The organism is Bacillus sp. FSL R10-2780 (assembly GCF_038006125.1).
Lineage (GTDB): Bacteria > Bacillota > Bacilli > Bacillales > Bacillaceae_G > Bacillus_A > Bacillus_A cereus_U.
Map to the genome: position 1 here is coordinate 1,086,594 of NZ_JBBOUQ010000001.1, position 20,242 is coordinate 1,106,835.

Sequence of the window (20,242 nt, forward strand, 5' to 3'; positions counted from 1 at the left end):
AGTATGTGTAATACAAAAAAGATTATTCGTAAAGGGGAATGTAACGGTTCAAAACTAAACAAAATAGTTATTTTTTATTAAAAACTGCCCTTGTATTTTGGGGTCACAAGGGCAGAACAGATATATGGATTTGCAAAGGGGAATCTGCAAAATCATATAAATTGTAACATGTATATAAGCCTAAAGTGGTTACGGAAAAGTAACAAAATCGTTATTTGAAAAGAAAGGGAGAATGGATATGTCATTAGTTAAAAATCTGAAAGAAATTCAAGAAAAGGCTATCGATGAAAAAGTATTGGAATTTGCAGAAGAGATGGAAATTACAATAATCGAAAGCGCTGCAAGCGGATATTCAGGTTATAGATATAATATTCACAAGGAAAATCCAGATAAGCATATTATGCATTCAAACCTATTTATAGAAAAGTTACAAGAATTAATGGATGGTGTGAAGGTTGATTTTAGGACAGAAGAAACGAAGGGCATTTTAGGAATAACTTACTATGAACGTTACATTCACTTTAGTTGGAATGACTAATTACTTTATAAAAACGTCATTTTGTACAACAAGGTAGTCAGCGCAATTAACTAACTGTTTATTGAAAAAAGAAGCCCCACAGGAAATGTTAAAGGGCTTCATAAGATTGAGTTATGTCGTACTCACAAAAGATTTTAACATGAATTTCGCGGTAAATAAATTGGTAAATGTGTCCAAGTAGTTCGGAGCTATTATTTTAAACAAAAACGCTATTTTATACAATAAAACAGCTAGCGTGATTAGCTAGCTGTCCTGTTAAGAAAAGAAAACGGTGCTTATCAAATATTGCTGTTGTAATTGCGAATTACAACTATAGTATGAACAGAGTTGAAAATGTTATGCGAAAATAATCTAATAAAAATTTCATTTTGTAGAAAAAAGTAAAAAGAGCACTATCAATTAGTGCCCTTTGTAAAAATAGCGTAAGTGGCCAGCTCACGTTATAAAGAAAGGTAGAATTTAATATATTCTAACCCTGCTTAAATGGTGAAAACAAAAGAACAGCTAGCAAAAGCTAACTGCTCCATTGCAACTTGTTAACAAAAGAAAAAGGTCGTTATTCAGGAATTGAACAACTTGTAGATATTATGTGGAAGTTTTGGAATTTTATTCAGAAAAATTTAAAAAAGCAGCTAGCAAAAGCTAACTGCTTAGCCCCAAGTAAGAGAGAGGAGCGTTTTATTAGGTCTAAGACTGAAATAAGGGTTTTAGATGTTAAGACCTAAATATAGTATAGATCTCACTTCAGAAATTATGCATATAAATTGTATTCCTACAAAAATGGTTAAAAAACAAAGCAGCTAGCTCAATTAGCTAACTGCTCATCTCCAAGGGGGAACAAGGAGAAAATCTAATGTCATATACAGCATTGACGGAATATTGAGTTTTATTCAGGGGAGGAAAAGGAAAATAAACAATTCTAGACTGTCCCAACTTGGTTTTGGTCTGCAATATCAGAATCGTATGTGTTTGTTGCACTAACACCGCTAAAGGTATTGGCAACAAAAGCAACAGTGGATGATCCTGAACCATTATAAGCTTTTGTATTTTCCTTTGGAGAAACGTTATAAAAATCACCTAAATTGAAAGAACCGTTACTATTTTGTACAACCAGATTTCCAACAACAGATGGCATAGTTTTCACCTGCTTTCCTAGAAAGTATTTAAATTAGTATATGGTGTATGTGTCTAGAGGTTCATCTGGATCTGAAAATTTTGAAATGAAGTTTGTTAGAAAACATAACAAAATAATCCTTTTGTGGGGAAAAGGAATTTATAAAATAGGTACAATTCACGTTTAGATTATTTTTGAATGTAATAGGTATCAAAAGGAGTAAAACGCTCCAAAGTGGAAATGAGAGACGTTTGCATGAAAGGGATGAGAGGAATGGGAAATGCAAAGAAAAAGAAAATAAGAAAAGCTATCGTTCGTCGTGCGATATCCGTTGATAAATACCAAGTTAACAAAGCTTGGAGAAACATCTTTGTGCAGGCTGGTATTATCAAATAAATGAAAATAGAATACAGTCCGGCTAGAAAACTAGAGGACACCAATTTTTAGAGCAGTAATAAAGCTGTTTTAAGAAATGGTGTCCTCTTTATTTTTGAAAGGGGGATGGGTAAATATGAAAGCACTAAAGGATCAATTACGTGAGTGGAAAAAGCAATCGAACCAAACAAAAAAGAAAACTAAGAAAAAACGAAAAGAGAAGTTAAGCACTCGTGACATTGAAGATTTAATGGGAATTCATGGACCACGTTATGAACGCAGACGTGGAGCATTAAGACAAAAGTAATCTAAAAATAAAAAGGAGTGGTCTTACATGACTAAACAATTATCTTTCTTACCAAAAATCGATAGAACAGCAACACAAGAAGAATTAGAAGGTGTGTTGGAAAGCGTACGTATACATAGGCAATTTGGGATGATTCGTAAAGAAATGAAAGTCACTCCTTCTTATGAAATGCGTGAACACGGTCCTACACATGCAGTTGGTAAGCCATTAGAAGATGTTGCTATAGCAAATATTCAACAAAGCAAACGAGAAGAGTGGCTTGAAAAAATGTCATTACGTATTGATCAGTTTCTAAATCGATTAGGAAAGGGACGTGCAGGAAGTATTCAAAGGGATATTATTTGTAAACGTTATTTAGAAGAAGAGGATATGTGTGATTACATGGTTTATAACGAAATCGGAATGTCAGAGCGTACTTATCGACGTTGGAAGTCTAAAGCGTTTTATAAACTTGCTTTTGCACTTGGATTAGAAGTTTACGAGATAGAAGAAACGGGAGGTAATGAATAATGAATTTTGTTCAACCTATACGTGATCCAGAGCAAATACAACAAATTAAAGAGTATTTAAGGGAAAAGAGTGAACGGAATTATATTTTATTTGTAATGGGAATCAATACGGGTTTACGTATTAGTGACATTTTAAAACTGAAGGTTGGAGATTTAAAGGGAAGCCATATCTCAATGCGTGAAATGAAGACAGGTAAACAAAAACGTATTCACATTACTGCAGCATTAAGAAGAGAATTGAAATGGTACATTGAAGAGATGGAAGATCATGAGTATCTAATTAAGAGTAGGCAAGGAAAGAATAGACCAATAGGAAGAAGTATGGCGTATAAAATACTTAGCAGTACAGCGGCAGAGTTTGGTTTAGATGAGATTGGAACACATACACTGCGTAAGACATTCGGATATCATATGTACATGCAGACAAAGAATATAGCCTTGCTAATGGAGATATTTAATCATTCAAGTCAAAGAGTAACATTACGATATATAGGGGTAAACCAAGATGTAATGGATAAAGCAATGACCAGGTTCAAAATTTGAGATATAATCTAACCTATAACTATATTTATTTAGAAGAATATAGAATGATATGGCTGTAAGTTAGATTAAATTAATATAAAGGTGGATCAAAATGGAAAAAGGATTGGGTGTAGAGGTTCAAGAGAAAAAAGAATCATTCAGTAAGAAATGGTATGACATATTAGAGGAAATTGCAATTTTTAGAAGGGAATCGAAAGGGAATTGGATATGGTTTAGGGGACATGGTAATGAAAAATATAAATTAGATTCAGGACTATTTCGTGTGTTATCTCAAGGTGAAAAGTTACCTTTGAAAACCTACTTAGCTATAGAACAACACTTAATAGTGAATTTTAAGAATCAATCGCCTACTTTTGTTAGAGAAGATATGATTGATTTGTCTTTTCATATGCAACACCACGGTTTGAAAACAAGATTATTAGATTGGACAGATTCTTTTGGTACGGCTTTATATTTTGCTTTTGAAGGCTGGGATTATGACAACAATAATAATGCGTGTATATGGTTATTAGACCCGCATGTCTTAAATGAACAATTACAAGGTAATCCATCTATTCAAACTGCAGATTCGATTAGATTTGCAGCTGAAGATATAGATGGTATAATATGGGATTTGTCAGATGTTCTCGAAAAGGCAAATGTGAAGAATACTTTTGCAATGTATCCATCAAAAAATAACTCAAGGTTATTGGCACAGAATGGTTATTTTACAGTTCAAAGTAATAGCTTAAAAGATATAGAGGCTGAGTTAGAAGTAGTTTGTCCGGAATATAAAGAAAAAGTATTAAAAAAAATAATTTTAACACCAGATTTAGTAGAAAGTATATATGAGTATTTGACTTTAAATGGAATTAATCATTTTTCTGTATTCAATGATATTGATGGATTGTGTCATTATTTAAATAAAGAATTAACTGAAAATGCATATGATGAAAGATTGATGCGTATAGCTAAGTTCAGAGACATTAATAATATAAGATAGACAGAAATTACAGTGATTAAGACGCCCTTTGTTTTTGGGCGTCTTTTTGATTGGTGGATCTTAGAGTTAACCATTTTTTTAGTACTGTGTAACTCAATAGAGGAAGTGTTATAAAGCTATGAATATCAAGGGATGTAGCGTTTAGTTTAGTTACACAAAATATAAGATATGGGTAAGTGGTAAAGATGGTATTTATAAGTATAAAAAAAGGAACCTATGCAGGTTCCTTTTTTATTTATCACAAGCTAATCCGTCACCATCTCTATCTAACTTAGAGGAATAAGCAGGGTGATCTCTTGTGATATTTGAGAATCCAGCTGCTTTGGCTTCTTTACAGCTTTTAAAATTGTAATTTCCTTGGGGGAGATTATTGTTTGGTTGTTGCTGTATGCTTTGTTTCTGTTCTTCTTGTTTCTTTTGCTCTTCTTGTTGTTTTTGTAATTCTTGTTGCTTTCGTTGTTCCTCTTGCTTCTTTTGCTCTTCTTGTTGTTTTTGTAATTCTTGTTGTTTTCGTTGTTCCTCTTGCTTCTTTTGCTCTTCTTGTTGTTTTTGTAACTCTTCTTGTTTACGCTGCTCTTCAAGTTTCTGTTGTTCGTTATCTTTTTTAGTAGTATCTGTATCTACAACTTTTGTTGTTGAGGCCGCTGTATTTTCATTTTTATTATCTATCATTCCGCTAATCCCAGCTGTGAGAATAAATAAATATATTATACATGCTACAACCATTTTCCATTTTGTATTAGAACGGAAACCAAGTATTTTTTTGTACCACTTACGACGTACCTTATGTATTTCAATAGAGGTGTTATTTTCGATAAAGCGCTCGATGTCTTTTCCTTGTTCTGTTGGGATAAAACGAAATGGTGTTCCTGATCCATTAAACTCGAATACGGATTTAATAGCAAAGTGATCTACTAGAACAGTGGAATAATTAATAAAGTAGTATTTAGCAATACTGACAACATCATTTACATCTTTATTGTACTTGAATAATTGAATATGGTCAGTTGCTACAGCAGCATAACCAGTTTGCATACTTTCTAAGTTGGTAGAAACGATAATGGGTGTACTTCCATACTCTTTTTGATACTTTTTAGCAATTGCTTGTTTAGCAAGAGTAGATTCACTAGGCTTTTTCTTTTTCTTACTCATTATTTAGATCTCCTCTCAAATTTTACATAATATCTAATGTATATATTATCAGAAAGTAAGATTAATTCTAGTACGAATAATCTATTAAAAGGTAATGGTGAAGATACTGTTAATTATGCATGGCAATAAAAAAGAAAGATGTTTGTCAGTTTGTAAGGTATATAACTAAATAGATTTACTTGGTAATAAAACTTGAAAAAGGTTTATAAAGTTATTGGTATCAAGGAAGCTGGTATTTCAGTCAGCTATACAAAATATAAGATATGGGTAACTAAGCGCTGTTAAAAGATTGGTGCTGTTTGTTAGAATTAAAATAGTAAGGAGTTGAGAAGATGAGGACCTATAGTGTAAAAAAACTTTTTATAGAAGGGTTAGGAGAGGAAATCAATTATAATCAAGTTTATTTTAAGATGCATGGAGAAAAGAATTGTAAATGGACAATAGACATTGAATATCCAGGACCAAAAGATTTTTTCATAATGGCAGCATACTATGGTAAAGAAGTGGAGTTTACATTCTCTACAATTTATGTAACTGACATTAAAGGCATTGCTGAAGTTAAAAAAGTGCAAGCTAATAGTAACTATGTTCAATTAAGTGGAATCGGACTATTATAAGTAAGGATAACGGGAATAAAATAAGTGGCAGAGTCGTGACCGCTTTTTGGCAGTAAATGTACCGGTTGTTTTGGAATCATCGTGTTATATTTGTATTGTGAGAAGTGGCGGAAAACGTTACTTACAAAGATTGCTTTATAAAATTCTAAACGGCTTTATAATTGAGACACATAAAATCCGAAACCAGCAGATGGCACTGATTGAATGATACCGTTAATGAGGAGAGTTTTGCTCTTTTTCCAGTTCCTTAATAATGTTTGGTATACAGGAGTATAAAGCAACATTAGGTGATTGGAAGAAGGTTAAAACTTCATTTACCGTAATTGAAGAATAGAATAGTAAGTTATGAAAAAGCATCCATTTGGATGCTTTTTGTTTTGCTATCTTTAGCAAATATAAGGTGGTGCCTTAACTTATCAATTTAAAGAGGTTTAGAGTAAGTTTTATTTTGAAGGAAAAGAATCATACACCTATTATGATCCGCATATATTTTGAATAATTAAATGTTTAAAGGGAAATTTTCATTTTGTTCTAAAATATGACAAATTTCGACACCAAGAGATGATAAAATATATTAATGAATACATTTCTTGGGGGAAAGTAAATTGTCGACAATATATTTTGCTAAATTTAATATCAACGAAAAAATTTATGAAGTCTATGATGGAAAAGAGAATTTGGATGAGCTATTAACTAAGGTATTCTTAGGGATGCAAACAGATGTTGAATTGGGAGAAATTAGACGGAAAAAAAATGTGAATTTTAAATTCATTACATTAAATAAAGATCCTGATAAATTCACAGTAAATGGAAGGCTGGTCGCTTATGCACCAGGTGTTCATGTATCATATGATGAAGAGAAAGACGATGTTGTTGAGACACAAGATAATAAAAAAGCAACCTATGTTACTTTCTATTTTGATGTGAGAAGAGAAACTATTGGATTTGTTCCAAAAAATGATTTTGGTAGAAAAATGTTTATTGAACGTTTTAAAAAGTTAATTGAAGAATTAGTTCCTGATGTGGGTGAAGTGGAAATCATCCCAGAAAAAGATAGACAGATATTAGATGAAAAATTAAAATTGATAAATCATGTAGATGAAATATCTATAAATTTAATTCCACCAAATAACGATAAGAAATTATTTGAATCATTATTTGGAATGAATTCAGACGACTTAACCGATACTGGAGGTAGTAAATATACCTTTAACATCAAGGGGACAACGAAGAAAGGGTTGAATTTAGGTTCTACATTTATAAAAAATTTAGTTAATGGTGTTATTGTAGGTTATGGGAATTTGGTCGCGCGTGGAAAAAATACATCAGGGGAGCCGGTAAATGTAAATAGTGAAGATGAAGCGCTATATACTAAAGGAATTGCAGATATAAATAAAGATAGTATACCTGAAATTTCGGAAAAATCTAGGAGTGGTATTGTCAATTTAGCTGTCATGAAGGCAACTGCTAAAGATGATTTAATTCAAAGGCAACAGGAGTTAAAGCGTGAACTGTTGAGGGAGATAGAAAATGAGCGAACAAAAGCTGAATGAAGACGAAAAAATATTGGGTCAGAAAGACATTGAGTATTATTATAGAAAAAACAGGTTTTTAAATTTATTAAAAGATACAAATAAGCATAAAGATTTGTGGAAAAGCAAAGAAGCTTTTTTAAGTTGTGTTTTAGCTTTCGTAATCACTTTAGTATTAACGCTTATTCTTTTTGAAATATCATCATTGAATTATAATACTGCAATTACTGAAAAAGGTGTTTCAAACTTTCTTGAATCGATAAGACCAATTATTTTAACTGTATTAGGTGGCTTTTTTAGTCTTTTAGGTTTTACAATTTCAGGTCTTGCCTTATTAACGGGTACAATTGGAGCAAAAGTAATTACAAAAATAAGGGAAGAAAAAAAGATAGAGCATTTAATGAGTGTTATTTTCAATTTTTATTTTTGCGGAGTAATAATTGGTACAACTACAATCCTCTCTCTTTTAACGTATCTTGTTACTTTTGTACAAATGCCTTTAAATATGACTTTATTTTATGTATGGACTTTTTTATACTCTTACTTAATAGTTTTTTCAATTATCTATTCAGTAATGTTATTAGGTACATGTATCAGATTGTTTTTATTGCAGTATTTTTATACGAATCAATCAAAGGATTAAACAAATTTATGCAGATTATAGTAATAAATTTAAAATTAGAAACAAAATTCTATTAATGCTGAAAAAAGATTGAATTACCTGAAGCAAACCAAATGAAAACATGCCAAGCGAAAGCATTCCTTATGGAGTGCTTTTTAATTTGAAGAAAGATAAGGAGTGAGGATAGATGTGTGATGATAAGTATCAAGTGTTAGATAGTGAGACTACTTCTTTTTATTCTGATACTAAACATTATGGCTTGGATATCTCTGCTACTTTCTATTGTGAAAAGTGTCTTGATATCCAACATCGCGAGAAGAGAATTGATACAGGAGTGATTGAGGTAAAGATTAGTGAATGAATACAAAACCAAACAACAGAAGCGTAAGTTCTATGACAGTGGTGAGTGGAAGAGTCTTCGTGAACAAGTAAAGAAGCGTGACAACAATGAATGCCAAGAGTGTAAACGTAATGGTCATGTTCGTGTTGATACCAATGAGTATAGTGAGAGTGCAAAGCGTAAGAAGATACAGTTAGTTGTCCATCATATCAAAGAGCTTGAACATCATCCAGAACTTGCATTAGAAATAGATAATTTAGAAACAGTTTGTGTGGATTGCCACAATAAAGAACACGGTAGAACATTCAAAAAGAAGCCGAATAAATGGCAACACGATGAAAAGTGGTAAAAATAATTCGGAAACAATCCCCCCCCTTAAAAAAATCCATCAATTTTTCGTCTAAGGGGCACCGGAGGAGGGGGTTAACTGTCAGGTTTTTTTCGGAATTACGCACGTAAGGGGGGGTGGGTAGATGGCTGTTAGTATTGTAAGGTTAAAAGAACAGCTCTTGAATAGTATTGATATTACAGATCTAGTCGAAGTTGAAAAGGTAGAAAGATATATTGATCTTGTCAAAGCATTTAGAAAAATAAATAAAACTATTAATAAAGAAGGCGAGTCCGTAACAGTAAAAAACGGTTCTCAAGTTTTTGTTAAAGCCCACCCTCTTATAGGTGAAAGGAATAAAATTAACAGTTCTTTAATTGCGTTAGGCAGAGATATAAAGTTTGTTGTTAAGGCTAACATTCCTAATGCGGGTTATAGTGAAAGTGATCTAACATGATTAGGCAAAAGTACATTGATGAATATATTGAACTTTATCGAAGTGGAAAAGTGAAGTTCAATAAAGAAAGAGAATTGTTAATTGAATATCTAGAAAAATATGTTTTGAACAGAGACGATTTATATTTTGATGATGAAATGATTGAGAAGTGTATCCGCTTTGGTGAGAAGTGGTACTTTCCATTACAATCTTTTCAGAAATTCTTAATAGCATTCGTCTTTTTATTTTACAAGAAAAATGGGCGCGTATTTTATCGTAAATTCCTATGGATGCTTGGGCGTGGTGGCGGTAAAAACGGATTAATATCAGTCATCATTCACTTTTTAATTAGTGAAATGCATGGTATTCCGGAGTATAACATTTCCGTTGTTGCAAACAGTGAAGAACAGGCGAAAACAAGTCCTGATGAAGTTCATAAATGCGTTAAACGAAATGAAATATTGCAACGAGCATTTAAAACAACATTAACTCAAACTGTCTCTAAAGCTACAGGAAGTGTATTGAAGTTTAGGACATCAAATGGAGATACAAAAGATGGTTTGCGTGATGGTGCGGTTGTATTTGATGAAATCCATCAATATGAAAGTAATAAAGATGTTCGAGTCCATATCAGCGGTTTGGGGAAAAAGAAAAACCCACGAGAATTTTACATTGGAACAGATGGATATGTACGTGATGGTTTCTTAGATAAGCAAAAAGAAAAAGCAATGAAGGTTTTAAACGGTGAAGCCCGTCCAAACGCTATCTTTCCATTCATTTGTAAATTGAATGATGAAAAAGAAGTTGATGATCCAGATGATTGGGAAATGGCAAACCCTATGTTATCGCAGCCTTTAAGTGAGTATGCCGAAGGATTGCTTGAAACAATCAAGGAAGAATACGAAGATTTAGAAGATGATCCAAGTAACCGAGAAGAGTTCATGACAAAGCGTATGAACTTACCAGTTACAAATTTAGAACGTTCTGTTGCAAAATGGGAAGAAATTGTTGCAACTAATCGTCCATTTCCTGATTTATACGGTAAAGAATGTATTGGTGCATTAGATTTTGCAAGTATTCGAGATTTCGCATCGTGTGGCCTTTTATTTAGAGTAGATGGCGACTATATTTTTAAAACTCATTCCTTTGCCCGTAAAGAATTTGTTGATATTTATTATGGATATTCTAAAAAAGCAGGTGAGTATAAAAAGCAGAAGTTTGCCCCAATTAAAGATTGGGAAGAACAAGGTCTACTAACAGTCGTGGACGAGCCAACTATTAATCCAACGCATATTGTAAATTGGTTTGTGGAAATGCGTGAGATGTATGGATTAAAAAAAATCATAGGCGATAATTATCGATTAGAAGCTATAAAGCCCTTATTAATAGATGAGGGATTTGAAGTAGAGATTATCAGAAACCCTAAAGCAATCCATGGCTTATTGGCACCACGGATTGAAATGGCATTTGCAAATCGTCAAATTATTTTTGATGATAACCCTCTAATGCGTTGGTATACACAAAACGTATTGGTTGTTATTAAAGGTGATGGAAATAAGGTTTACGAAAAGAAAGAGCCAGTACGTAGAAAAACTGATGGATTCCAGTGTTTTGTCCATGCTCTTTATCGAGCGGATGAAATACAAGAAGCAACCGACTTCATACTAAGTGATATTAAGTTCTAATAAAGGGGGTGATAACCATTGGATGGTTAGGTTCAGTATTCAAAAGAAATAAAGAACTAGAATTTATGGTCGATCTGGATTTAATTGCTGATACAGCAAACAGGGTTCATATGAAACGATTAGCAATCGATACATGCGTATCTTTTCTAGGAAGAACGATTAGTCAATCTGAATTCAGAGTAAGAAAAGGTAAAGCATTTGAGAAGAATGAGCTTTATTATCGATTAAACGTTAGACCGAACAAAAACATGACGGCTAGCACTTTCTGGGAAAGATTTATTCGTAAACTTATTTATGATAATGAATGCTTAGTTATACAAGCAGATGATGGTGATTTACTTATTGCCGATGGCTTTCAACATAATGAGTATGCCGTGTTTGAAGATACTTTTACTGATGTAATAGTAAAAGATTATACGTTTAAGAGAAGTTTTAAGCAAAGTGAAGTTATTCATTTGAAATATCGGAATGATAAATTATCTCCGCTTATCGATGGTTTATTTTCAGATTACGGGGATTTATTCGGTAGGATATTAAACTCTCAAAAACGTAAAAATCAAGTTCGTGGCACAGTTGATATGGATATGATCGGTGCAAAAACAGAAGAACAGATAGCTAAGTTACAAGAGTTTATTGACAACATGTATAAGGCAATTGGTACGAAAGATATCGCTATTGTTCCGCAACAAAAAGGGATTGAGTACAAAGAAGTATATAACGGTTCCACTAACGGTCCTAGTGTGGAAGAAATCAACAAAGTAACCAATGGTTTTTTAAATCAAGTAGCAATGGCTATCGGTATTCCAACAGCTTTATTATATGGGGAAATGGCTGATGTAGAAAAGCAAACGAAAAATTACATGCTTTTCACAGTAAGGCCATTATTAAAAAAGCTATCTGATGAAGCGAATGTTAAATTCTTTGGAATGAATGAATATCTTTCAGGACAAAAGATTGAAGTTAAGGCTGTTTCCTATCAGAGTATATTTGATCTTGCGACAAGTATTGATAAGCTCATTTCTTCAAGTGCATTTACCGGAAATGAAATTCGATTAGAAGTTGGATATGAAGATTCTGATGATCCTAATTTAAATATCCATCATATTACGAAAAACTATACGAAATTAACCGAATCTGAAGGAGGTGAGAAATGATGGAGCATTTGAGTATGAATAAACTTTTAAATTTAAAACGAGATGTTCGTTTTGAAGCTAAAGGTGAAAATGAGTATAAGTTAACTGTTTATGGGTCAATCGGTGGATGGTTTAGTGAAAACAATGCTGAAGCAGTGAGAAGAAAAATTCAAGATATAAAAGCAGAAAAAATCCACGTTCATATTAATTCGGGTGGAGGCTCCGCGTTTGATGGTGTAGCAATTTGCAATCTGTTAAAGCAGCATGATGCTGAAATTATAGTTCATATTGATGGTTGGGCCGCTAGTGCCGCGTCTGTAATTGCAATGGCTGGCGATAAAATTATTATGCCTAGTAATACCATGATGATGATTCATCAAGCGAGTACTATTGAATATGGAAATGCAGATCTTTTTGAAAAAACAGCAAGAGATTTACGAAAAATCGATTCGGCTTTAGCAGCATCTTATAAAAAACGTTTTGTTGGAACAGACGAAGAATTAAAAAAGCTTTTAAAAGATGAAACTTGGCTAACAGCAGAGGAAGCAGTTGCTCTTGGTTTAGCTGATGAAATTGCTGATGAAATCGAAATAGATGATACGCAAGAAGAGGAAGAAGAGGAAATTGTAGAAAATTTCAAAGAAGATTTAGTAGCTAAGTATACGAAGCAGCCAAATAATCAAAATCCAAAAGAGTCTATTCAAGAGCCTGTTAATACGAAACAGAATCTGGGTACGCTCTTTTTAAATTTAGGAGGAAAATAAATTATGGTAATTAAATTTAATAACTTTGAGGAAAAGAAACTAGCATTTGCGAAAGCGACACAGGAAGGAACACCAGAAGAACAAGCAGCAGCATTAAATTCTATGATTGAAGCACTTGCTACAGATGTTCGTTCGGATATCTTGAATCAAGTCAATGAATCTATTGTAGACCGTTCTATTATGCAGTCTCGTGGTTCTAACGTATTAACGAGTGAGGAAATGAAATTCTTCAATGCAGTCGTTCAAGATGGTGGATTTAAAGATACTGAAACATTACCTAAGACAACACAAGAACGAATTTTTGATGATTTAGTTCAAGGTCATCCGTTGTTAGAACATATCGGATTAGAAAACTTAGGTGCTGTGACAGAATTTATCTATGGAGATCCAGAGGGTGCAGCTGTATGGGGACCATTATTCGGTGATATTAAAGGACAATTAAATGCTATATTCCGAAAAGAATCTATATCTCAACTTAAATTAACGGCATTTATCCCATTGGCAAATGACATGCTCAAACTTGGTCCAGTGTGGGTGGAACGCTATGTTCGTACAATGATTTCAGAAGCTATGTCTGTAGGTTTAGAACGTGGATTCGTAATTGGTACAGGTAAAGATGAACCTATCGGATTGTTAAAAGATCCAAGTGGAAGTGTTGTTGGAGGAGTATATCCAGATAAAAAAACAGCAGGGACTTTAACGTTTGAACCAGGTCGCAAAACAATCAATGAATTAAAAGGCGTTGTTAAATTACTGGCTAAAAAGCTAAATCCTGATGGTAAAACTGATGCAGACAGACCAAAAAATATTGCTGGGAAAGTAGTTATGGTAACAAATCCGTTTGATACTTTTGATATCCAAGCAAATTCAACAATTCAAAATGCAGCTGGGGTGTATGTGACAAGTTTACCTTTCAATCCAACTCCTACAGAATCAGTATTTGTACCTCAAGGTAAGGTGCTGTTTTTTGTTAAAGGAGAGTATATTGCAGCGATGGGCGGAACTGAACCAATTAAAAAGTATGAAGAAACATTAGCTTTAGAGGATGCAACACTTTATATCGCCAAGCAATACGCTACAGGTAAGCCAAAGGATAAATATACTTCGCAAGTTTACACATTAAAACTTGAAGAAACACCAACTCCGCCAGTTCAAGGGTGATGTGAATGGATACAGTAATTTCAAATGAAATATTACAGCAATTCAAAGATAGGATGCGATTAGGTGATGATGAAGATGATAACCTAAGACGTATCCTTTTTGCATCTAATAAAGATTTAATTAGGGTTTGCGGTAATTACGATCTTAATAATGACGAGGTGTTCAAGGAGTTAGTCTTTGAACGCTCTCGTTATGTTTATAACGATGCTTTAGAGTATTTTGATAAGAATTTTTTAAGTCAGATTAATAGTTTAAGCATTGAAAAAGCTTTAGAAGAAATCAAATTGGACGGTGATTAATATGCGTCCTTTTCAATATAAAAAGCCACTGAATACCGGTGATTTTAGGAATCGAATTATTATTGAGCAACCTGAAGTAATAAAAGATGAATTAAACCAAGTTATCGAAACGTCTTGGCAGGAATTTAAAAAAGCATGGTCGATGATAAAAACGGTGAAAGGGTCTGAGTACATTGAAGCTTCAGCTTCACAGGCGACACGAGTTTATCGATTCGTTATTCCGTACACCTCTGGTATAACGGAAGAAATGCGAATTAATATGAAAGGCCGTATCTTTGATATCATCGAGCCACCGATGAATGATGATGAAATGAATCAAACATTGACCATTATCGCAAAGGAGCATGTTTAATATGAACGATTTTGCGAGTGAGATTGCTAGAGAGTTACAAAGATATGCAAATGTTGTGGAAGAAGAATTAGAAAATGAGATCGATGAAATAGGAGATATTGCTGTAGGTAAATTAAAGCAAGGTAGTCCTAAAAAAACAGGGGGTTATCGTAAAGGCTGGCGTAAGAAAAAAGAAGGAAAGGGCGTTGTTCTTCATAATACAAAAGGACAATTAACACATCTTTTAGAAAATGGACATGCGAAAGTTGGTGGTGGTCGAGTCCCAGCACAAGTGCATATTCGTCCGGTTGAAGAGTATGTAATTGACGAATTGCCAAGACGTATCGAAAGGGCGATTCAACGATGACATTAGGTGAATTAACGAAAATTCTTGAAGCTACAGGTTATCCTGTGGCTTATTCGCATTTCACAGCAACGCCAACTAATCCAGTTCCAGCGCCACCTTATATATGTTTTCTTGTGGATGGCTCTTCAAACTTGATGGCTGATAACAAGGTTTATCACAAGATTAATGATTTAAATATAGAGCTTTATACAACTAGAAAAGATTTAGTTGCAGAAGCCAAACTTGAAAAAGTCCTAGACGATCATGAGATTCCTTATGATTCATACGAGACTTTTATTGAATCTGAAAAATTATTTCAAAAAATATATGAAACGAGGTTGATGTAAATGAATAAGGAAAATAAAGTTACTTTCGGTTTGAAGAATGTACATTATGTACCAATTGATATTGAAGAATTTTTAGTGAAGTTTGGTACACCAATTCCACTACCTGGTGGAGTTGAATTAACTTTCGAACCACGCGGTGATTTAATTGAATTCTATGCAGATGACATGCTTTATTATGCAGCAAGTAATAACCAAGGTTATGATGGAACGCTATCCATTGCGACTATTCCAGAGCAATTTGCTATCGATGCATTAGGTGAGCAATTAGATGAAACAGACGGTGTATTAAATGAGTTAGCTGATGCCAAAGGAAAATCATTTGCATTACTATTTGAATTCGATGGCGATGTGAACGCAACGCGACATGTTATGTATAACTGTGCAGCAAGTCGCCCAACAATTGGATCTAAAACAAAAACAAATTCTGCTGAGCCAAATACAAATGAATTGAAATTCGTTTCTAGTCCAATTGTTTTAGCTCCTGGTGGCAGGCCAATGGTTAAAACAAAAACAACATCTAAAACAACTCAAGCAATTTATGATAACTGGTATAAAAAAGTATATGTAAAAACAACAACACAAGGGGCGTAATTAGATGGAAAAAACAATTGTAATAGATGGTAAACAAGTTCGATTAAAAAGTACAGCAGCAACAGTTAAACGTTATAAAGCGCAATTTAGACGAAATTTATTTGCAGATATGATGGGGTTAGGAGCCATTAATGCATTAACTTCACCAGATGGATCACAACAACCTATCGATATGTCTAATTTTGATATAAGTAAGGTAGACTTTGAACTTATTTATGATTTGACTTGGTTATACGCTAAAACAGCTGATTCAAGTATTCCTGATCCTATGACGTGGTTGGATGAATTTGAAGAATTCCCGATTGAAGAAATTATGCCAGAAGTCATGGAATTAGTTCAAGTTACTATGGGAGCAAAAAAAAAATAAAGAAAAATAATGGAGAGCAAGGGACTTTCGGTGATGAAGAGTTAACAACCGATACGTTCCTTGCTCTTTGTTATAAATCAAAGTTAACACATGGTGATTTAGAAGATATGACAATCGGTGATTGCTTTGATTATATTGCTGAATTTGCTGAAATGGAAAATCCAGATAAAGAAAAAGTAAGAAAAGCGAATCAAAAAGATTACGATTCTTTCTAAGAAATGAGGTGAGAATATGGCAGGAAGAATTAAAGGAATCACGGTTGAAATTGGCGGTAATACCGTCGGTTTACAAAACGCCTTAAAAGATGTTAATAAACGCAGCAATGATCTAACAAAAGAATTAAAAGATGTAGAACGTCTTTTGAAATTTGATCCAGGTAATGTGGAAGCATTAGCGCAAAAACAAAAATTATTAACACAACAAATTGAAAATACAACTGAAAAACTAGATAAGTTAAAGGCTGCTGAACAACAAGTACAGGCCCAATTTCAAAACGGTAAGATTTCTGAAGAACAATATCGTGCGTTTAGGCGTGAAATTGAATTTACAGAAGTGTCACTTAATGGTCTTAAAAATAAATTAGGAAGCATGAAAGCCGAGCAAGAAAATGTAGCAAGTTCAACTAGACAATTAGAAACATTATTTAGGGCTACAGGAAAAAGTGTTGATGATTTTGCAGGAGCATTAGGAAATCGTCTTGTGAATGCAATTAAAAGTGGAACGGCTACCAGTAGACAGCTAGAACAAGCAATTGGAATTATCGGCCGAGAAGCATTAGGGACAGAAGCGGATATTGAGAAATTACAGAGAGCGTTACGATCTGTGGATGATGGAAATTCGATTCAACAAGTACGAAACGAATTACGAGATTTACAGCAAGAAGCCCAAAGGACGGAAAGAGAATTTAAAGAATTAGATATTGGCTTAGAAAACGTTCTTGGAGCAATGGTAGCTGGTGGCGGTATTGCCGGAACAATCGAACAAGCACTTGATATGTCAAAGTTAAAGACAAAAATCGATATCACTTTTGATGTTCCAGAGTCTTCAAAAAAGTCAGTTGAAGAAGCTGTTAGAGGGATAACTGCTTACGGTGTGGATGCAGAAGCATCTTTAGAAGGTGTGCGCAGGCAATGGGCGTTGAATAAAAATGTTAGTGATGAAGCGAATGCAGCAATTGTTAAAGGAGCGGCGGCAATCGCGCAATCATATGAAGGTATTGATTTTACTGAGTTAATACAAGAAACAAATGAAATTGCAAATGAATTAGGTGTTTCACAAGAAGGCGCTCTTGGTATGGCTGATGCCCTATTGAAAATGGGTTTCCCACCGGAACAGTTAGACATTATCGCTGAATATGGAGGGCAGCTTACACGAGCTGGCTACAATGCTGAAGAAGTCCAAGCTATTATGGAAGCTGGAATTGAAACAGGTACCTGGAATATCGATAACCTGTTAGATGGATTGAAGGAAGGGCGCATCAAAGCGGCTGAATTCGGTCAAGGTGTCGATAAAGCTATGAAGGAAACGCTAGAAGGTACTAATATCTCAGCTGAACAATTGCAAAAGTGGGGACAGGCTGTAGCTAATGGCGGTAAAGAAGGTTCAGCCGCTATGACTGATATTGCTCTAGCGTTATCACAAGTTGAAAATGAAACGAAGAGAAACGAATTAGGTGTAAAACTCTTCGGTACGATGTACGAAGACCAAGGGCAAAACATAATTAATACATTGCTAGGTGCAAAAGAAAAAACGGTCGATTTCAAAAATAATCAAGATCAATTGAATGACTCAATAAAGAAAATGGATGCGAATCCAGCTGTTAAAATGCAAAAGGCTTTAGGTGATTTAAAGATGGCGCTAGAACCAGTGTTATCAGTTGTAGCTGATCTGGTATCTAAATTTGCTGAGTGGGTCACAAATAACCCAGCACTTGCAGCGACACTTGCAGCCGTAGCAACTGCCATTGGTATAATTTCCGGTGCGATTATGGCACTTGCGCCAATAGTTGTAACGGTGATGAGTATTTTTGGAATTGGTGCGGCTGCAGCCGCTGGGATAGTTGCCATTGTGCCGATTATCATAGCAGCTATAGTCGCTTTAGGTGTAGCGATTTATCAAAACTGGGAATCTATAAAAAAATGGACGATAGATACTTATAATTTTATTAAAGAATATCTAGTCGAATTATGGAGTGGGATTGTCGAAACGGCATCAACTTGGCTATCTTCACTTGTAGAATCAGTTTCTGGTTGGTGGTCCTCTTTAGTAGAATCAACGACAACATGGCTGTCATCAATGGTCGAAACGGCATCAACTTATTGGTCCTCTTTAGTAGAGACGGCTTCTTCTTGGCTATCTTCTTTAGTTGAAACAGCAGTAGGATGGTTGTCTTCCTTAGTAGAGACGGCATCGACTTGGTGGTCATCCTTGGTTGAAACGGCATCTCAGTTCTTTATGCAATTGTTCCAAAAATGGCAAGAAATTTGGACTTCTATACTTACATTTTTAGATCCAATTATTTCTTTAATTTCAACCGTACTACAAGCTGGATGGTTATTAATACAGGCAGGAACGCAAATTGCATGGGCGGTAATAAGTCAATATATTATTCAACCGATTCAAGAAGCTTACAACTGGGTAAGTACACAAATCGGTGCATTAGTTACCTGGTTAAGCCAACAATGGGAAATTGCGAAATTGGCAGCCCAAATTGGATGGTCTTTATTCAAGCAATATATCATTCAACCTGTCCAAGAAACTTGGACCTTAGTCAAAGAAAAATTCACTGATTTAGTTTCATGGTTAAGTTCACAGTGGGAATTAGCGAAATCTTATACACTAGCAGGATGGAATTTAATAAAACAGTATGTTATTCAACCAGTTCAAGAATTGTGGAATACAACGAAAGAAAAACTTGGAGATTTAGCAAATTGGATATTAAGTAATTGGGAATCTATAAAATCCTATACACTCACAGCTTGGAATTTGGTGAAGAAATATGTGATTGATCCAGTCACTGAAACGTATAATCAAGCCAAGCAAAAATTCACCGATTTATATAATTCAGCTAAAGAAAAATTTGATGCTGTAAAAAATGCAGCGCAAGAAAAATTTGAAGCAGCTAAACGATTTATTATTGATCCAATAAAAGATGCGGTTGGTAAAGTAGAAGAATTAATTGGGAAAATTAAGGGATTCTTTAATGATTTAAAGTTAAAAATTCCGAAGCCTGAAATGCCTAAAATGCCACATTTTAGTCTGCAGACTGGCACGAAAAATATTTTAGGTAAAGAGATTGAATATCCATCTGGAATCAACATAGATTGGCGTGCGAAAGGTGGTATCTTCACTAAGCCCACAATTTTCGGAATGAACGGAGGAAACTTGCAAGGTGCTGGTGAAGCTGGACCAGAAGCGGTTCTACCTTTAAATAAAAGGACACTTGGATCTATTGGTGAAGGTATTGCTAAAACTATGATTGGTACTACCGGATCTATGAGTCAATTAATGGGTGATATGAGTCGCATGATGGATAGTTCTATGAGCCAGTTATCAGGATTAAAAACTGTTATGAGTGGTGTGTATGGAAGTATGTCAAATAGCAGACAAGCTATGACAAATACTACCGCAAACCAAGTATTCAATTATTCACCTGGTCAATCAGGTGTAAATGGAGTGATTCCAACACAAGGTGGAGATTTGGTTATTGAAGTACCAGTTGTATTAGATGGTCGTGATCTAGCGCGTGGAACGTATCGATATACAAAAGAGTATCAAGAAAGAGAAGAACGAAGAAACTCAGACTTTTAGGTTTGTGTTTCTT

At 34.2% G+C, this 20,242-nt stretch carries 25 protein-coding genes; 23 read left to right on the plus strand and 2 right to left on the minus strand.

Annotated features, from left to right (window positions below; genetic code table 11):
* Nucleotides 1-238 precede the first annotated feature (238 nt).
* Nucleotides 239-538 carry a hypothetical protein gene (locus NSQ47_RS05735; RefSeq protein WP_341036318.1) on the plus strand — a complete coding sequence of 100 codons (300 nt, stop codon included), beginning with the start codon at nucleotides 239-241 and terminating at the stop codon, nucleotides 536-538.
* Between the two features lie 919 nt (nucleotides 539-1,457).
* Here NSQ47_RS05735 and NSQ47_RS05740 read toward each other — a convergent pair.
* Nucleotides 1,458-1,673, minus strand: coding sequence for a spore germination protein (locus NSQ47_RS05740; protein WP_002084597.1), 216 nt, complete (start codon nucleotides 1,671-1,673; stop codon nucleotides 1,458-1,460).
* A 234-nt stretch (nucleotides 1,674-1,907) separates the two neighbouring features.
* Here NSQ47_RS05740 and NSQ47_RS05745 point away from each other — a divergent pair, with 234 nt between their 5' ends.
* The 5 genes from NSQ47_RS05745 (at nucleotide 1,908) to NSQ47_RS05765 (ending at nucleotide 4,368) form a co-directional block, all read left to right on the plus strand.
* Nucleotides 1,908-2,048, plus strand: coding sequence for a DUF3983 domain-containing protein (locus tag NSQ47_RS05745; protein ID WP_445662090.1), 141 nt, complete (start codon nucleotides 1,908-1,910; stop codon nucleotides 2,046-2,048).
* Nucleotides 2,049-2,163: 115 nt separating this feature from the next.
* Nucleotides 2,164-2,334: a hypothetical protein gene (locus NSQ47_RS05750; RefSeq protein ID WP_341036319.1), complete on the plus strand. Its 171-nt coding sequence runs from the start codon at nucleotides 2,164-2,166 to the stop codon at nucleotides 2,332-2,334.
* A 27-nt stretch (nucleotides 2,335-2,361) separates the two neighbouring features.
* On the plus strand, nucleotides 2,362-2,844 hold the full coding sequence (locus tag NSQ47_RS05755; protein ID WP_341036321.1) for an ArpU family phage packaging/lysis transcriptional regulator: 483 nt from the start codon (nucleotides 2,362-2,364) through the stop codon (nucleotides 2,842-2,844).
* Nucleotides 2,844-3,386 (plus strand): site-specific integrase, encoded by a 543-nt coding sequence (locus tag NSQ47_RS05760; protein ID WP_341036323.1) that lies wholly within the window; start codon nucleotides 2,844-2,846, stop codon nucleotides 3,384-3,386. Before NSQ47_RS05755 ends, NSQ47_RS05760 begins: the two co-directional genes overlap by 1 nt.
* Before the next feature lie 91 nt (nucleotides 3,387-3,477).
* Nucleotides 3,478-4,368: an FRG domain-containing protein gene (locus NSQ47_RS05765; protein ID WP_341036324.1), complete on the plus strand. Its 891-nt coding sequence runs from the start codon at nucleotides 3,478-3,480 to the stop codon at nucleotides 4,366-4,368.
* 231 nt (nucleotides 4,369-4,599) lie between these two features.
* On the opposite strand, the gene NSQ47_RS05770 is transcribed toward NSQ47_RS05765, so the two are convergent.
* On the minus strand, nucleotides 4,600-5,520 hold the full coding sequence (locus tag NSQ47_RS05770) for an excalibur calcium-binding domain-containing protein (RefSeq protein ID WP_341036325.1): 921 nt from the start codon (nucleotides 5,518-5,520) through the stop codon (nucleotides 4,600-4,602).
* 332 nt (nucleotides 5,521-5,852) lie between these two features.
* On the opposite strand from NSQ47_RS05770, the gene NSQ47_RS05775 reads away from it, so the two are divergent.
* The 17 genes from NSQ47_RS05775 (at nucleotide 5,853) to NSQ47_RS05855 (ending at nucleotide 20,229) form a co-directional block, all read left to right on the plus strand.
* The gene (locus tag NSQ47_RS05775) at nucleotides 5,853-6,137 is read left to right on the plus strand and encodes a hypothetical protein (protein WP_341036326.1); all 285 of its coding nucleotides are present in this window, start codon (nucleotides 5,853-5,855) and stop codon (nucleotides 6,135-6,137) included.
* 605 nt (nucleotides 6,138-6,742) lie between these two features.
* On the plus strand, nucleotides 6,743-7,690 hold the full coding sequence (locus tag NSQ47_RS05780; protein WP_341036327.1) for a hypothetical protein: 948 nt from the start codon (nucleotides 6,743-6,745) through the stop codon (nucleotides 7,688-7,690).
* Nucleotides 7,668-8,312, plus strand: a complete 645-nt coding sequence (locus tag NSQ47_RS05785; RefSeq protein WP_341036328.1) for a hypothetical protein — start codon at nucleotides 7,668-7,670, stop codon at nucleotides 8,310-8,312. Before NSQ47_RS05780 ends, NSQ47_RS05785 begins: the two co-directional genes overlap by 23 nt.
* A 166-nt stretch (nucleotides 8,313-8,478) precedes the next feature.
* The gene (locus tag NSQ47_RS05790) at nucleotides 8,479-8,652 is read left to right on the plus strand and encodes a hypothetical protein (protein ID WP_341036330.1); all 174 of its coding nucleotides are present in this window, start codon (nucleotides 8,479-8,481) and stop codon (nucleotides 8,650-8,652) included.
* Complete coding sequence (locus NSQ47_RS05795) at nucleotides 8,645-8,980, plus strand: HNH endonuclease (protein ID WP_341036332.1); 336 nt, start codon at nucleotides 8,645-8,647, stop codon at nucleotides 8,978-8,980. Before NSQ47_RS05790 ends, NSQ47_RS05795 begins: the two co-directional genes overlap by 8 nt.
* Before the next feature lie 124 nt (nucleotides 8,981-9,104).
* Nucleotides 9,105-9,416, plus strand: a complete 312-nt coding sequence (locus NSQ47_RS05800; protein WP_341036334.1) for a P27 family phage terminase small subunit — start codon at nucleotides 9,105-9,107, stop codon at nucleotides 9,414-9,416.
* On the plus strand, nucleotides 9,413-11,080 hold the full coding sequence (locus NSQ47_RS05805; protein WP_341036335.1) for a terminase TerL endonuclease subunit: 1,668 nt from the start codon (nucleotides 9,413-9,415) through the stop codon (nucleotides 11,078-11,080). Before NSQ47_RS05800 ends, NSQ47_RS05805 begins: the two co-directional genes overlap by 4 nt.
* A gap of 8 nt (nucleotides 11,081-11,088) precedes the next feature.
* Nucleotides 11,089-12,234: a phage portal protein gene (locus tag NSQ47_RS05810; RefSeq protein WP_341036337.1), complete on the plus strand. Its 1,146-nt coding sequence runs from the start codon at nucleotides 11,089-11,091 to the stop codon at nucleotides 12,232-12,234.
* Complete coding sequence (locus NSQ47_RS05815; protein ID WP_341038209.1) at nucleotides 12,234-12,977, plus strand: head maturation protease, ClpP-related; 744 nt, start codon at nucleotides 12,234-12,236, stop codon at nucleotides 12,975-12,977. The genes NSQ47_RS05810 and NSQ47_RS05815 overlap by 1 nt, the downstream gene beginning before the upstream one ends.
* Before the next feature lie 3 nt (nucleotides 12,978-12,980).
* Nucleotides 12,981-14,138 carry a phage major capsid protein gene (locus NSQ47_RS05820; protein ID WP_341036339.1) on the plus strand — a complete coding sequence of 386 codons (1,158 nt, stop codon included), beginning with the start codon at nucleotides 12,981-12,983 and terminating at the stop codon, nucleotides 14,136-14,138.
* Between the two features lie 5 nt (nucleotides 14,139-14,143).
* Entirely contained in the window at nucleotides 14,144-14,437 is a 294-nt protein-coding gene (locus NSQ47_RS05825; RefSeq protein ID WP_016079273.1) for a hypothetical protein, read from the plus strand.
* A 1-nt stretch (nucleotide 14,438) separates the two neighbouring features.
* Entirely contained in the window at nucleotides 14,439-14,789 is a 351-nt protein-coding gene (locus tag NSQ47_RS05830; RefSeq protein WP_341036341.1) for a phage head closure protein, read from the plus strand.
* A gap of 1 nt (nucleotide 14,790) precedes the next feature.
* A complete protein-coding gene (locus NSQ47_RS05835) occupies nucleotides 14,791-15,135 on the plus strand; it encodes an HK97 gp10 family phage protein (protein WP_341036342.1) in 345 nt (114 codons plus the stop codon).
* On the plus strand, nucleotides 15,132-15,461 hold the full coding sequence (locus NSQ47_RS05840; protein ID WP_341036344.1) for a hypothetical protein: 330 nt from the start codon (nucleotides 15,132-15,134) through the stop codon (nucleotides 15,459-15,461). The genes NSQ47_RS05835 and NSQ47_RS05840 overlap by 4 nt, the downstream gene beginning before the upstream one ends.
* Complete coding sequence (locus tag NSQ47_RS05845) at nucleotides 15,462-16,052, plus strand: major tail protein (protein ID WP_341036346.1); 591 nt, start codon at nucleotides 15,462-15,464, stop codon at nucleotides 16,050-16,052.
* A 4-nt stretch (nucleotides 16,053-16,056) separates the two neighbouring features.
* Complete coding sequence (locus tag NSQ47_RS05850; protein ID WP_341036348.1) at nucleotides 16,057-16,419, plus strand: hypothetical protein; 363 nt, start codon at nucleotides 16,057-16,059, stop codon at nucleotides 16,417-16,419.
* A 231-nt stretch (nucleotides 16,420-16,650) separates the two neighbouring features.
* The gene (locus NSQ47_RS05855) at nucleotides 16,651-20,229 is read left to right on the plus strand and encodes a DUF2207 domain-containing protein (protein ID WP_341036349.1); all 3,579 of its coding nucleotides are present in this window, start codon (nucleotides 16,651-16,653) and stop codon (nucleotides 20,227-20,229) included.
* The last annotated feature ends 13 nt before the right edge of the window (nucleotides 20,230-20,242 follow it).

Bases quoted from the DNA above. Each gene is read 5' to 3' on its own strand.
- NSQ47_RS05735 (WP_341036318.1), top strand. From the start codon at position 239: ATGTCATTAGTTAAAAATCTGAAAGAAATTCAAGAAAAGGCTATCGAT.
- NSQ47_RS05740 (WP_002084597.1), bottom strand. From the start codon at position 1,673: ATGCCATCTGTTGTTGGAAATCTGGTTGTACAAAATAGTAACGGTTCT.
- NSQ47_RS05745 (WP_445662090.1), top strand. From the start codon at position 1,908: ATGAAAGGGATGAGAGGAATGGGAAATGCAAAGAAAAAGAAAATAAGA.
- NSQ47_RS05750 (WP_341036319.1), top strand. From the start codon at position 2,164: ATGAAAGCACTAAAGGATCAATTACGTGAGTGGAAAAAGCAATCGAAC.
- NSQ47_RS05755 (WP_341036321.1), top strand. From the start codon at position 2,362: ATGACTAAACAATTATCTTTCTTACCAAAAATCGATAGAACAGCAACA.
- NSQ47_RS05760 (WP_341036323.1), top strand. From the start codon at position 2,844: ATGAATTTTGTTCAACCTATACGTGATCCAGAGCAAATACAACAAATT.
- NSQ47_RS05765 (WP_341036324.1), top strand. From the start codon at position 3,478: ATGGAAAAAGGATTGGGTGTAGAGGTTCAAGAGAAAAAAGAATCATTC.
- NSQ47_RS05770 (WP_341036325.1), bottom strand. From the start codon at position 5,520: ATGAGTAAGAAAAAGAAAAAGCCTAGTGAATCTACTCTTGCTAAACAA.
- NSQ47_RS05775 (WP_341036326.1), top strand. From the start codon at position 5,853: ATGAGGACCTATAGTGTAAAAAAACTTTTTATAGAAGGGTTAGGAGAG.
- NSQ47_RS05785 (WP_341036328.1), top strand. From the start codon at position 7,668: ATGAGCGAACAAAAGCTGAATGAAGACGAAAAAATATTGGGTCAGAAA.
- NSQ47_RS05790 (WP_341036330.1), top strand. From the start codon at position 8,479: ATGTGTGATGATAAGTATCAAGTGTTAGATAGTGAGACTACTTCTTTT.
- NSQ47_RS05800 (WP_341036334.1), top strand. From the start codon at position 9,105: ATGGCTGTTAGTATTGTAAGGTTAAAAGAACAGCTCTTGAATAGTATT.
- NSQ47_RS05805 (WP_341036335.1), top strand. From the start codon at position 9,413: ATGATTAGGCAAAAGTACATTGATGAATATATTGAACTTTATCGAAGT.
- NSQ47_RS05815 (WP_341038209.1), top strand. From the start codon at position 12,234: ATGGAGCATTTGAGTATGAATAAACTTTTAAATTTAAAACGAGATGTT.
- NSQ47_RS05820 (WP_341036339.1), top strand. From the start codon at position 12,981: ATGGTAATTAAATTTAATAACTTTGAGGAAAAGAAACTAGCATTTGCG.
- NSQ47_RS05825 (WP_016079273.1), top strand. From the start codon at position 14,144: ATGGATACAGTAATTTCAAATGAAATATTACAGCAATTCAAAGATAGG.
- NSQ47_RS05830 (WP_341036341.1), top strand. From the start codon at position 14,439: ATGCGTCCTTTTCAATATAAAAAGCCACTGAATACCGGTGATTTTAGG.
- NSQ47_RS05835 (WP_341036342.1), top strand. From the start codon at position 14,791: ATGAACGATTTTGCGAGTGAGATTGCTAGAGAGTTACAAAGATATGCA.
- NSQ47_RS05840 (WP_341036344.1), top strand. From the start codon at position 15,132: ATGACATTAGGTGAATTAACGAAAATTCTTGAAGCTACAGGTTATCCT.
- NSQ47_RS05845 (WP_341036346.1), top strand. From the start codon at position 15,462: ATGAATAAGGAAAATAAAGTTACTTTCGGTTTGAAGAATGTACATTAT.
- NSQ47_RS05850 (WP_341036348.1), top strand. From the start codon at position 16,057: ATGGAAAAAACAATTGTAATAGATGGTAAACAAGTTCGATTAAAAAGT.
- NSQ47_RS05855 (WP_341036349.1), top strand. From the start codon at position 16,651: ATGGCAGGAAGAATTAAAGGAATCACGGTTGAAATTGGCGGTAATACC.